This is a genomic window from Bacillus sp. FSL R5-0422, from assembly GCF_038610765.1.
Taxonomy (GTDB): Bacteria; Bacillota; Bacilli; order Bacillales; family Bacillaceae; genus Bacillus; species Bacillus pumilus_O.
On the sequence record NZ_CP152014.1, the window covers coordinates 735,751 to 749,488 of the forward strand.

9 protein-coding genes are annotated in these 13,738 nt (G+C 45.1%); all 9 read left to right on the plus strand.

Annotation, left to right across the window (positions count from 1 at the left end):
- Window positions 1-13: 13 nt before the first annotated feature.
- The 9 genes from MKX52_RS03575 to MKX52_RS03615 all read left to right on the plus strand — a co-directional run bounded on the left by MKX52_RS03575 (window position 14) and on the right by MKX52_RS03615 (window position 13,702).
- Window positions 14-817 (plus strand): SUMF1/EgtB/PvdO family nonheme iron enzyme, encoded by an 804-nt coding sequence (locus MKX52_RS03575; protein WP_151021767.1) that lies wholly within the window; start codon window positions 14-16, stop codon window positions 815-817.
- A gap of 4 nt (window positions 818-821) precedes the next feature.
- Window positions 822-2,579: a WD40 repeat domain-containing protein gene (locus tag MKX52_RS03580; protein WP_342491498.1), complete on the plus strand. Its 1,758-nt coding sequence runs from the start codon at window positions 822-824 to the stop codon at window positions 2,577-2,579.
- Between the two features lie 276 nt (window positions 2,580-2,855).
- Entirely contained in the window at window positions 2,856-3,941 is a 1,086-nt protein-coding gene (gene ribD / locus MKX52_RS03585; protein WP_342491499.1) for a bifunctional diaminohydroxyphosphoribosylaminopyrimidine deaminase/5-amino-6-(5-phosphoribosylamino)uracil reductase RibD, read from the plus strand.
- A 111-nt stretch (window positions 3,942-4,052) separates the two neighbouring features.
- Window positions 4,053-6,971, plus strand: coding sequence for an exosporium glycoprotein BclB-related protein (locus MKX52_RS03590; RefSeq protein WP_342491500.1), 2,919 nt, complete (start codon window positions 4,053-4,055; stop codon window positions 6,969-6,971).
- A 142-nt stretch (window positions 6,972-7,113) separates the two neighbouring features.
- Entirely contained in the window at window positions 7,114-8,712 is a 1,599-nt protein-coding gene (locus tag MKX52_RS03595) for a sensor histidine kinase (protein WP_041816160.1), read from the plus strand.
- 3 nt (window positions 8,713-8,715) lie between these two features.
- Window positions 8,716-9,423 (plus strand): response regulator, encoded by a 708-nt coding sequence (locus MKX52_RS03600; protein ID WP_342491501.1) that lies wholly within the window; start codon window positions 8,716-8,718, stop codon window positions 9,421-9,423.
- The gene (locus MKX52_RS03605; RefSeq protein ID WP_342491502.1) at window positions 9,420-10,400 is read left to right on the plus strand and encodes a tripartite tricarboxylate transporter substrate-binding protein; all 981 of its coding nucleotides are present in this window, start codon (window positions 9,420-9,422) and stop codon (window positions 10,398-10,400) included. Before MKX52_RS03600 ends, MKX52_RS03605 begins: the two co-directional genes overlap by 4 nt.
- Before the next feature lie 191 nt (window positions 10,401-10,591).
- Window positions 10,592-11,890 carry a citrate:proton symporter gene (locus MKX52_RS03610; RefSeq protein WP_012009243.1) on the plus strand — a complete coding sequence of 433 codons (1,299 nt, stop codon included), beginning with the start codon at window positions 10,592-10,594 and terminating at the stop codon, window positions 11,888-11,890.
- 180 nt (window positions 11,891-12,070) lie between these two features.
- The gene (locus MKX52_RS03615) at window positions 12,071-13,702 is read left to right on the plus strand and encodes a M14 family metallocarboxypeptidase (RefSeq protein WP_342491503.1); all 1,632 of its coding nucleotides are present in this window, start codon (window positions 12,071-12,073) and stop codon (window positions 13,700-13,702) included.
- Window positions 13,703-13,738: the final 36 nt, after the last annotated feature.

Genomic DNA, 13,738 nt, shown 5'->3' on the forward strand with positions numbered 1-13,738 from the left:
GCGGGAGAAAAGCGTGAAACCTGAAATCAATTGGATTCAAATCCCAAGCGGCTATGCAACAATCGGAAGTAATGAAGAAGATATGAAAAAGGCATCAGAATTCTGGAAGGACAAGCTTCTCAATCCAACTTACGGCCGTGAGAAAAAATTTCAAAAATGGCTGTACAAAGAATTTCCATCCTATCAGCTGTATATCAATGAATTTTTCATTTCAGATACGGTTGTCACCAATGAATGGTATCAAAGCTATTGTGATGAAACAGGCCAATCATACCCGGAGAGCTTAACGAATCAAGAACTCGGTGGAGGGAAAGATCATCCGGCGTGGGGCATGGAGATCGAGGAAGCCTTCTCATTCTGTCAGTGGCTGAGCGGGAAACTCGGGATAGACGTGTCGATTCCTACGGAAGAAGAATGGGAATATGCTGCACGGGGTAACACGAGAAATCAATATCCTTGGGGAGATGAGTTTGACCCTTCTTACTGTAATACGTACGAATCAAATATCGAAAAAACGACGCCTGTTCGCCATTACGAAAAGGGAAGATCCTTATTCGGACTTTATGATATGGGGGGCAACATCGAGGAATGGGTCAACACCAAATATCATGTGTACGAAGGCGGCATTGAGGTTGTAGATGATTTAACGGAGACGCTAGGCAGTGATTACTACATTTTAAAAGGCGGCTCCTTTGCAAGAGGCGGGGATTTATGCAGAGTCGCCAGAAGACACGGAAAGCACCCAGATCCCGTTTTTCGATTTACTGGCTTTCGTATAATGACTCGTCAAAAACAACATATAAAGGTGGGAGTGTAAAACTATGCATAGAGGACCAATTACATCTGTTTTATCAACTCAGCAGGATCAAATTGTTTACACTGGCGGCTATGACCGCTGTATTTATCAGTGGAACCGGGCGACAGGAGAAGGGACGTTTATTGGAAGTCACGAGCATATCATTAACTCTTTATCTCTTTCTGAAAATGGAAAGTACTTAGCTAGTGCTTCGTCAGACTACACCATTCAATTGTATGATACAGGCACACATACCCACATTCGCACCTTGTTTGGTCATGCGGATGATGTAGAAGCCGTTGCTTTTGCGAAGCAGGATACGTTGCTAGTCTCGGTGTCCAGAGATAGACGATGCTTAGTCTGGGATATCGAAACAGGAGCTATCCTAAGAGAATTCCATGGACATAGCAAAGATGTATTAGCGGTATGGATACATGGCGATAAAGCTTATACAACAGGTGATGATGGCTATGTTCTTGTGTGGCTGTATGATACAGGAGAAATTGTAGGGGAAATTGGTCCGTTTGATTATGAGCTGGACACAATCAGCGGAAGCAATCAAAAAGAAGTGTTCGCTCTTGGCAGAGACGATGGCACCGTCATTATTTATGATGCGGTGACGTTACAGGAGAAAAAAATCATCAAAGCTCATTTACAGGGCGTCAAACGGGTGAACTTTTCTCCAAGCGGCAATTACTTGCTGACAGCAGGCTATGACCATTTAATTAAGCTGTGGAATTACGAAACTGGGGATTTAGTCGATACGCTGCTACCTCATAAATATCAATGGGAGCGCTCGCTTGTCTGGACGGAAGATGAGAAATCCATCCTAGGAGCCAGCTTTGGAAAAACGTATTGTGAATGGTCTATTGAAAAGGGAAAAGTGGTATCAGATGAGATTGAAATGGCGACACCATCTATTAATGATATTGCGCTGACTGATGCGGGAGATATCATCACAGCATCGGATGATGGAAAATTTAGAAAGAACGGGATTGAAATTGCTAAATCGACAGGCGTTTTAACAAATGGAGTGGCTGTCGCACGAGATGGAAGCTATTATGCGTGGGGAGATCATGCAAGTCAGTTGCATATTGTTCATGAATCATTAAAGCAAATGGTTTCATTTGATCTCAATACAGGACCGGTCAACAGTGTGTATTTCCATGAGGAGGACCGGCAATTTTATATTGGAACTTACGGCGGTTATGTGCATGTTATTTCGACAGAGCATTTAAAGGAAATGGGCCGTTCCAAAGCACACGATTGTGCTGTGAAAGCATTAAAAGTAGAAGGAGATCATATCATCACAGCTGCGGTAGAAGGAACCATCTGTCTGTTAGATAAGAAGAGCTTGTCTTTAAAAGCGAAATATATCGGGGCGACAGAGCTGTTAAATGACGTATTCATTGATAGCAAAAGAGACCGTATTGCTATTGTCAGCCGTGACAAGAATGTGAGATTGTTTGATTTGCATACAGGGAGAATTTTAGACCAGCATAATGAACACCAGTATTCGATTAAATCGGTTTCTGTCACAGACTCTGGTTATATTGTGAGCGGAGATTATTGGGGCTATGTCGTAGTGTGGAATCCAGAGCTTGGGGTCAATACCGGTCCAATTAGAATTGCCAAGAATGGGATAAGTGCCATTAGACAATTAGGCAATGATGTATACGCAAGCTCCTATGATGGTGGGATTTATCATATTCGAGAAGATGGCACGTATACCGAAGTGCTGCGCTTATTTGAACAATTTCCAAAAGAAGTAATCTCTCATTAAGAAAAAGAATGTAAGCGGGGGATTCTCATGATAAGTGTTTGCAAGGAACATATGAAAAAAGGCCTAACGGTACTCAATTGCCCGCATGTGCTCCTCATTAATAAATATGAATGTCGCAAATGCTGTTTTTGTAAACAACGAGCATCATATAAACTTTTTTATTCCTTGCCTTACTATGATCGTTCTGAAAAGAAACGGATGGAAAAAATATGAGAATAGAACTCCTTCATTTCCTGAAGGAGTTCTTTCCCTTGAAAGAGAAGAAAGGAGACTCACATGAAAGACGATGTGTTTTATATGGAACTGGCGATTGCCAATGCAAAGGCAATGAAAGGACAAACCTCTCCAAACCCGCTTGTCGGTGCAGTCATTGTACAGCAAGGTGAAATTGTTGGAATGGGTGCTCACATGAAGGCGGGCGAACCTCATGCTGAAATTCATGCGTTGCAAATGGCAGGAGAAAAGGCGAAGGGAGCTCATCTGTATGTAACGCTCGAACCTTGTTCACATTATGGGAAAACGGGTCCTTGCACTGAAGCGATTATCAAAAGTGGTGTGAAACGAGTAGTCGTAGCGACGCAAGATCCGAATCCGCTTGTAGCAGGCAAGGGAATGACCATGTTGAAACAAGCCGGGATCGAAGTAGAAGAAGGAATATGTAAACAGGAGGCAGACCGCTTAAACGTGCCTTTTTTTCATTTCATTCAATCAGACCTTCCCTACGTCATCTTAAAATCAGCCATTTCATTAGACGGTAAAATTGCCACAGCTGATCTTGAAAGCAAATGGATCACAGGAACAGAGGCGAGAAAAGAAGTGCAGCAATTACGCCAAGAAGCAGATGCTGTGATAACTGGTGTCGAAACGATTATTCAAGATGATGCAGGTCTGATTGTGAAAGATTCAAACATGACCCAGCCCATTCGCGTTATTTTAGATTCCACATTAAGGATTCCACTTCATGCGAAATGTTTAACAGATCGTAGGGCAGAAACCATTATTTGTACCTCGCGCATGTATGATCAAAAAAAGTATGAACTGCTGATAGAAAAAGGGCATCAAGTCTATATCACAAGCGGAGAGGAGCGGACAGATATTCACGACGTGTTAAGAATGCTGAAGGAACGTTCTGTCATGTCAGTTCTTGTAGAGGCTGGAGGTAGTGTGAGTGCGTCATTTTTAGAAGCATCCCTTGTGAACGAAGCTGTTATCTATATGGCACCTTTATTAATTGGAGGCAAGAATGCACCTACTTTTTTTGAAGGAGATGGGGTGAAAAAACTAAAAGAGGCGATCCGTCCCGCAGATGTTGAATATAGTATGGTAGGAAAAGATTTTAAAATGACATTGAAATTTCAATAAATAGCAGGCCTTGTGCATCGAGCGCAAGGTCTTTTCAATATTTCTAATAAAAATAAAAATGTACATACACCTTTCCTAGGGATGATGAATACGATGGATGGGGGTGATTCTATGAGAAGATGTAGACAATGCGGAAAGACATATCCAACTCATTCGACAGACCACTACCAAAAAGGAAGCTGGTATGATGCGTATAAGGATGATGGCTGGGAATGTGATAGTTGTAAGAAAGGAAGACCAAGTAAGCCAGGAAAACCAGTGAAAAATCCTTGCTGCGGAAAAGATCCTTGTGTTTGTGTGATTCAAGGTCCGCCAGGCGGGAGAGGAAGAAGAGGCCCAGCAGGTCCGGCGGGTGCAGTAGGTCCAGCGGGTCCAGCAGGTCCAGCAGGTCCAATCGGTCCAACAGGCGTAGGGTTAACGGGGATTGTAGCATTTGATCCAGCATTAGCTTTGGCGTATCCAGTAGGTCAAGTGGTGACATATGATGGCAGTACGTATGTGGTAAATTCAGCACCGCCAACAGGTACGCCTGATACATCGCCGGATTATACGCTTTTAGCAGCTGCGGGCGCAACAGGTACAGGACCAACAGGTGTCACAGGAGATCCAGGTCCGACGGGTGCAACGGGAGCCACTGGTGTAGGTCTAACTGGAGTCGTTCCGTTTGATGCGGCAGCGGCACCAGGATATCCATTGGGTCAAGTGGTGACATATGAAGGTGGAACGTATCTTGCAAACACAGCATCACCAACGGGAACACCTGATACATCTCCAGATTATACACTTCTAGCCGCTGCCGGTGCGACAGGAGTGACGGGCGCCACTGGAACGGGTGCAACCGGTGCAACAGGAGAAGCTGGCGCAACTGGCGTCACAGGACCAACGGGAGAAATCGGTCCAACCGGCGCCACTGGAACGGGTGCAACAGGAGCAACAGGAGAAACTGGTGCAACCGGCGTTACAGGACCACCAGGAGAAATCGGTCCAACCGGTGCCACTGGAACGGGTACAACCGGAGCAACAGGAGATACGGGTGCAACGGGAGTTACCGGCGCGACAGGAGTAACGGGTGATACTGGTGCTACCGGCGTTACAGGAGCGACCGGAGCAACCGGTGTAACGGGCGATACTGGTGCGACCGGCGTTACAGGAGCCACCGGAGCAACTGGTGTAACGGGCGATACAGGAGCAACAGGAATAACAGGAGCCACAGGCGTAGGGTTAACCGGCATTGTGGCATTTGATCCAGCAACAGCTCCAACCTATCCAGTAGGTCAAGTGGTGACATTTGATGGTGGAACCTATGTTGTGAATACAGCACCACCAACAGGTACACCAGATACGTCACCAGACTATACGTTATTGGCAGCCGCAGGTGTGACAGGAGCGACCGGAGTAACGGGTGATACAGGAGCAACAGGAGTCACAGGAGCGACCGGAGCAACTGGTGTAACGGGTGATACAGGAGCTACGGGAGTCACGGGAACAGGAGTGACCGGTCCAACAGGGGAAACTGGTGCAACAGGAGTCACAGGAGCGACCGGAGCAACTGGAGCAACTGGTGTAACGGGTGATACAGGAGCTACGGGAGTCACGGGAACAGGAGCAACCGGTGCAACAGGAGAAACTGGCGCCACCGGCGTTACAGGAGCCACCGGAGCAACTGGTGTAACGGGTGATACGGGAGCAACAGGAATAACAGGAGCCACCGGCGTAGGGTTAACCGGCATTGTGGCATTTGATCCAGCAGCAGCTCCAACCTATCCAGTAGGTCAAGTGGTGACATTTGATGGTGGAACCTATGTTGTGAATACAGCACCACCAACAGGTACACCAGATACGTCACCAGACTATACGTTATTGGCAGCCGCAGGTGTTACAGGAGCAACAGGTACAGGAGTTACTGGTGCAACCGGAGATACAGGCGCCACGGGAGTCACCGGAGTAACAGGTGCAACAGGTGATACAGGAGCCACCGGAGCAACAGGTACAGGAGTGACTGGTGCAACTGGAGATACAGGCGCCACGGGAGTCACCGGAGTAACAGGTGCAACAGGGATAACGGGTGATACAGGAGCCACCGGAGCCACCGGTACAGGAGTAACTGGTGCCACAGGGGTAACCGGCGTTACAGGAGTCACCGGAGCCACCGGGGTAACGGGTGATACAGGAGCTACGGGAGCCACGGGTACAGGAGCGACCGGTGCAACCGGAGATACAGGTGCGACCGGTGTCACAGGAGTCACCGGAGCAACCGGAGCAACCGGAGCCACCGGGGTAACGGGTGGTACAGGAGCCACGGGAGCTACTGGAGTCACCGGCGCCACAGGTTTAACCGGCGCCACGGGAGCGACCGGAGTGACTGGCGCTACAGGTTTAACCGGCACCACGGGAGCGACCGGAGTGACTGGCGCCACAGGTTTAACAGGAGCCACGGGAGCAACCGGAGTCACCGGTGCAACCGGCGTTACAGGTACAGGAGCCACGGGAGCTACAGGTCCAACAGGTGTGACAGGATCGAGTGCGATCATTCCATTTGCTTCAGGTACACCTGCTGTCTTGACGACAGTTGCGGGCGGTCTCGTTGGAACATCTAGCTTGATCGGATTTGGTAACTCAGCGACAGGTGTCAGTATTTTAGGCGGAATCATTGATTTAACAGGCGCTGCAGGCACTTTAATCAACATGGCGTTCTCAGTTCCGAGAGCTGGAACGATTACGTCATTTGCCGGTTATTTCAGTACAACAGCAGCACTTTCTTTGGTCGGCACAAGTGTTACCGTAACGGCTAGTCTATTCGCTTCACCGACACCAAATAACAGTTTCACACAAGTAGCGAGTGTCACATTAGCCCCAGCTTTAACCGGAGTTTTAACACTGGGTGCTATTGCAAATGGTATTGCGACTGGTTTAAATGTACCAGTCACACCTGAAACAAGATTGCTCGTTGTCTTCTCTGCAACAGCTACAGGTCTATCTTTACTGAATACTGTAGCAGGCTATGCGAGTGCTGGTTTATCAATCACGTAATGAACACATTCGGATGACTCAATCATGAGTCGTCCTTTTTTGTTTTGAATGAATTTTCTCTTAACTTAGTGAGAAAAAATGATATGATTTTCTTAGAGTCTAGTTGATGAAATTAGTTGAATTAGGGGTTGTAGCGGTGAGGATGGGCAAAAGGAAAGTCACTTTGCAAACGAAAATCTTAGGGTTAATTATCGGGCTTTTGCTTGTTGTCATTGCGTTATTGACCATTTGCTTTGGTTTTCTACAGACGTCAGAAAGGCAGCGACAAGCTGAACAGCTCGCGGTGCAAACCGCTAGAACAATCTCATATATGCCGCCCATTAAAACATCGGTGGCTACCTCATCCGTGTCTCAGGACGAGGAACAGGCAGTACTTGAGCAAATGAAAGATCAAGTCAAAGCACATGCCATCTTCATTACCAATCAAAAGGGGAAGGTCCTTTTTCATACGAACCATGAGAATGTAGGCAAAACCATCAGTGTATTTAGAGGGAGAAGTACCCTGCTATTTGGGGGAACCTCCATATCAGCGGGTGATTCTAATGGTGAAACCGTTGTCAGAGGTAGTGCCCCAATTATGAAAGAAACAGGCAAGCATGAAGAAATTATTGGCACAGTCACCGTCGAATTTTTAAAAAAGGAAATCGATCAAGCGACAGCCCATCAACTATTCAAGCTTAGCTATATTGCTCTACTTGTCCTCTTGCCAGGTATATTCGGAGCGATTTTTTTAACAAGAAGTATTCGTAAAGATACATTAGGGCTTGAACCGCATGAAATTGCTTCATTATTCCGAGAAAGAGAAGCGATGCTGCTTGCGATAAAAGAAGGGATTATTGCATTTGACCGCAAAGGCGCGATGACGATGATGAATACATCTGCTGAACAGATGCTTCGCGTTTCATCAGAGCTGCCGCTTCATATTGATCAAGTCTTGCCAAAAGCCAATCTCCTTTTCTATTTAAAGGAAGAGACGATTGAACCGAACATCGAAACCGTCGTAAATAATAAAACCTATGTCTTAAATGTGAAAAAAGTGGTGCAAGACAACCATGTCTTTGGAGGGATTGTGAGCTTCAGGGAGAAAACAGAGCTGACGAAACTGCTGGATACATTAACAGAGGTCAGCCAATATTCAGAAGACCTGAGGGCACAAACGCACGAATTCTCAAATAAGCTGTATGCCATTTTAGGTTTACTTGAGCTGAAGCAAGTGGATGAAGCCATTGACTTAATAAAGGAAGAATATACGCTGCAAAACCGTCAGCACGATTTACTGATGAAGCAAATACGATCTCCTAAAATACAAGCCATTCTACTTGGCAAGATAGGGAAAGCCTCTGAGAAGAAGGTACATTTCCACATCGACGAAAATAGTTCATTGGAGCCGCTTCCAGCACATTTAAGTCTATCTCACTTTATTACCATCATTGGTAATCTGGTAGATAACGCCTTTGAGGCCGTACTAAATAAGGAGACGCGCGAGGTCAGCCTGTTCATCACAGATATTGGGTTTGATATTATCATAGAAGTATCTGATTCAGGTGATGGAGTAGGCGAGGAAGAACTTTCACATATTTTCACAAGAGGCCATTCGTCAAAGGGGGAAGGACGAGGCTACGGGCTAGCGAATGTGAAAGAAGTGCTGGATGAACTTGGAGGCTGGATTGAAGTGACGAACCAAAAAGAAGGCGGTGCCATCTTCACTGCATACATACCGAAAGGCACAAAGGGGGAATAAATGGTGATGAAGGTACTCATTGCGGAGGATGATTTTCGAATCGCAGCCATTCATGCATCTTATATACAACAAATAGAAGGATTTCAAGTCGCCGGAAAGGCAAAGAGTGCAAAAGATATGTGGGAGGCGCTTCAACAGGAACAAGTCGACCTCATCTTGCTTGATGTGTATATGCCCGATGAACTCGGCACAAACCTGTTGCCGCTTTTAAGAGAACGCTATCCAGAAGTAGATGTGATGATTATCACAGCTGCGACGGAAACGACACTTTTAAGAGACGCCCTTCAATACGGAGTGGTTCATTATTTAATCAAACCAGTGACTGCACAAAAGTTTGCGCAAGTTTTAACGGAATATAAAGAGAAGAAAGACATGATCAATTCCAAGGATGAAGTCAATCAAACGATGATTGATTTGTTTTTTGGACAGATGCAAGAAGAGCCAAAGGAAAAGGGTGACAGAGACCTGCCTACAGGGATCAATTCACTGACCTTGGACAAGGTGAAAACGTTGATAGAATCAGAGAATGATGGAATTTCAGCAGAAGAACTCGGAGAAAAAATGGGGGCATCACGCACAACAGCGAGGCGGTACGTGGAGTATCTAGTGACAACTGGAGAATGCCGGGCAGAACTTGCGTATGGAATCATTGGCAGACCAGAGCGAAAATATTATCCTGCGCCAAAAAGCAAGCGGAGTCTTAAAACATGAAAAAAGCAATATGCCTTATCGTGATCATCATATGTCTTTGTCTGGCGCTCACCTTTAATGAAAAAAAGGGAGGCGACTCTTTCCTGGAGCACAGCCCATTATATATTGTGGTGTCTGGTGTTCCTGATGGCGGCTTTGACCAAACAGCTCAAGTGATGAAATCAGTGCTTGAGAAAGAAAAGCTGGTGAAGCAGCCGGTGAATATCCTTTATCAAAGAGGCGGAACGGTGGATAAAGGATGGACATATATGCTAGAGCGAGATACCAACTATATTAGTTTAAATTCAAGTTTATTGTTAAGCCGTAATTTGCTTGGCAGCAGTAACATGACAATGAACGATGTCACACCGCTCGCCATTTTGGCAGAAGAGTGGCAGGTCGTTGCAGTCCCAGTGGATTCGCCCTTTTCAAACGGGAAGGAGTTGTTAAACACTCTAAAGAAGAAACCAGATTCCTTAAAAATTGGATTTGCCCCAGATTTCGGTAATGATGATCAAATCTCGTTCGCACGTGCGGCAGAAATGGCAGGAATTGATCCATATCGCATTCAATTTTTGAAATTTGACAGTGCAGATGATTTATTCCAAGCGCTCATAGATCATGAAGTTGATGCAGCAACGACCACGATTACAGAGGTTCGTCATGACTATGAAAAGAAAAGGCTAAAGCTTGTGGCAACCACAACGAACAAGCGTTTAGCTGGATTTGAAGATGTGCCGACTTGGAAAGAGCAAGGCATCCCGCTCATTTTCTCTCATTGGCGTGGTGTGATGGGCCCAAAACAAATGAGTCAAAAAGATATACGTGAATGGGATCAGCTTCTTCAAAAAATGACACAAACGAAGTCGTGGAAAAAGCAATTAAAGCAAAAGGGCTGGACAAGTCGTTATATGGACAGCAAAGAAGCAAAGATCTTTATGGAAGATCAATTAAGACGATATGAGCAGTTTATCCAAGGAGAACAAGCGGTTGAGTGAGACCGCTTTTTTTCATGGAATCCATTAAAATCAAGGTTTGAACAAAATGAACAAAAAGCATTTATTGCCCGAAAAAGAATTAAAATTCATAATATTTACTTCAATTCAGGCGTCAGATATCATGACAGAAAGGGTTGGAAATGGGATACCAACATTTAATGAAAGCGTATACAACATAAGGGGTGAACAAAGTGCTAGCAATCTTAGGATTTCTTATGATGGTTGTATTTATGGTTTTGATTATGACGAAACGTATGTCTGTTTTAACGGCATTGGTATTAACGCCAATTGCATTTGCTCTTATTGCAGGTTTTCATTTTACAGAAATTTCTGACATGATTGTCAAAGGTGTGCAGCAAGTCGCACCAACAGCGGTCATGATCATGTTTGCGATTTTATACTTTGGCATTATGATTGATGCTGGTTTATTTGATCCGATGGTGGCAAAAATTTTAAACATTGTCAAAGGCGATCCTTTAAAAATCGTCGTCGGAACAGCTGTCCTGACCATGCTTGTTGCACTTGATGGAGACGGGACAACAACATACATGATTACAACAACAGCGATGCTTCCATTATTTACGCTGCTTGGCATCCGTCCGATTATTTTAGCGGGGATTGCCGGAGTCGGCATGGGAATTATGAATACGATTCCATGGGGAGGAGCCACACCTAGAGCGGCAAGTGCACTTGGCGTGGATCCATCACTTTTATTTGGCCCGATGATTCCAGTCATTGGTGCAGGGGTTTTGAGCATGATTGTGGTGGCATACTTTCTTGGGAAGTCTGAAAGAAAGCGTCTTGGTGTCATTGAACTCGAACAGCCGATACATGCAAATGAAATGGCAGCGGCACTACAGGATGACATCAAGCGACCGAAACTTTGGTGGTTTAACCTAACGCTTACGTTGTTATTGGTGCTCCTTCTCGTCTCAGGAAAAGTCAGCTTAACAGTCCTATTTGTTCTTGCTTTCTGTGTAGCAATTATCGTGAACTATCCGAACCTTGAACAGCAGCGTGAGCGGATTGCGGCTCACTCAACCAACGTCTTAGCGATTGCTTCCATGATCTTTGCAGCAGGGGTTTTTACAGGCATCTTAACTGGCACGAAAATGGTTGATGAAATGGCGATATCGATTGTATCTGCCATTCCTGAGCAGCTTGGCGGCTTTATACCGGTTATTGTGGCGCTTACAAGCGGGATATTTACCTTCTTTATGCCGAATGATGCATACTTTTACGGGGTCCTGCCGATCCTATCTGAAACAGCGGCAGCATACGGTGTTGATACAATTGAAATCGCAAGAGCCTCTATTATTGGCCAGCCGATTCATATGTTAAGCCCACTTGTACCATCCACTCATTTACTTGTTGGACTTGTTGGTGTATCACTGGATCAGCATCAGAAGTTTGGGATGAAATGGGCTGTGCTTGCAGTTGTCGCCATGACGGTCATGTCGGTACTCATTGGGGCCATCTCCATTTGGTAAATAAAAGAGTGTCTGCTACCTGAGCAGGCACTTTTTTTAGGTCATATTGCCGAGCAGGCTCGATTCATTTGCCCTATACAAAAAGCATATCTGTTCCTCCAAAAGATATATTTTTGAAAAATACTGACACTTTTACTGTTTTTTTCTTTATAATGCAAATCAACGAAGGGAGAGGATAGCATGTCCAACCGAAAAGGCAAGATTCTTTTTGCTGCAGTATGTCTCATAGCAGGAAGTTTGTCGATGGTGAGCCTAGATTCAGCTCATGCAGATACCCCTTATTATGGAAAAAGTTATGAACAGCCAGCTTCAGTGAAGAAGCTATACCCTGAGCCTGACGAGACGTTTGATACCCCCGCATTTCAGAAAAAAGGAGAAGCCTTCACCACGCAAGAAGAACTTCAACAATTCTTACGTGACATTGTCCGCAAAAGTCCTTACGCTACGCAGAAACAGATTGGAACATCCATTGAAGGACGGTCCATTCCAGCCCTCTACTTCACAAAGGATCGTCATATTTCTCCACTTTCAAAAAAGCCAACGATCTGGCTTCAAGCACAAATACACGGAAATGAACCAGCCTCCGGTGAGTCGGCTCTCGTCATCGCAAAACGATTAGCAGGTAAACAAGGAGAGCGTATACTGAATCATGTCAATATCATCATTGTTCCGAGAATTAATCCTGACGGTTCTTATGCGTTTGACCGCAGGCTTGCAAACGGAATGGATGGGAACCGTGATCATATGACATTAGAATCTCCAGAGCTGACAGCTTTGCATCAAGAATTTAATCGGTATGCTCCAGAAGTGGTCATTGATGCCCATGAATACGATGTAGGACAAAAGCAGTTTGATGATATCGGCGCAGCGGGTGCACTCAAATATCATGATTTATTGATCTTATCAGGGAAGAACTTGAATATTCCAGAAAGCATTCGGCTGACGTCAAATGAATTATACGTGAGCGGCGTCCGTGAAACGTTGACAAATCAAGGGTTTTCAAATGATTTATATTATACAAGCACAAAAGGAAAAGATGGAAAGATCGATCTCTATGAAGGCGGAACGGATGCAAGAATTGGTCGAAATGCTCTGGGACTCTCGCCAGCGCTATCCTTTCTTGTAGAAAGCAGAGGAATTGGAATTGGAAGAGAGGACTTTACCCGCCGCGTCGCAGCGCAAGTGACTACACATGAAAAAATCATTGAAACAACGGTGAAACATGCAAAGCAGGTGAAACAGCAAATGGTGACGGAGCGTTTGAAGCTGGTGAAAAAAGGTCTCCAATCGAATGATGACGACCAAGTAGTCATTCAAGATGATTTCAAAGCGCCTGTGGATGATTCGCTTGAAATGGTAGATATTGAAAAAGGACAGACCATCAATGTCCCTGTACGTTTCCACAGTGCAAGCGATGCGAATCCTGTCATGTCGAGAGAACGACCGACAGCTTATCTTGTTTTACCTGGACATGAAGGGGTAGAACGGAAGCTGCAAACCTTAGGGATAAAAAGTGTCACATTGCCTGCCAGTGTTAAAGTACCGGTACAAGCCTATCAAGTAACAAAACGAGACGAAAAGAGCAAAAAAGATATTCAGCTTGAAACAGAACTCATCCAAAAGAAACGTCAGCTACCAAAAGGGACAAAGGTATATGTCACGGCGCAGCAGCAAACGAATTTATTGTCACTTGCCCTTGAGCCAGAATCAAAAGATAGCTATATGTCATCTGGATTGATTGCTTCAAAAGAAGGCGATGAACTGCCAGTGTACCGGTTCTTGCTATCTAAAAAGGCGTTAGGCATTAAATAAAAAAGAGCTAAAATCAACATCATTTTAGCCCTTTGT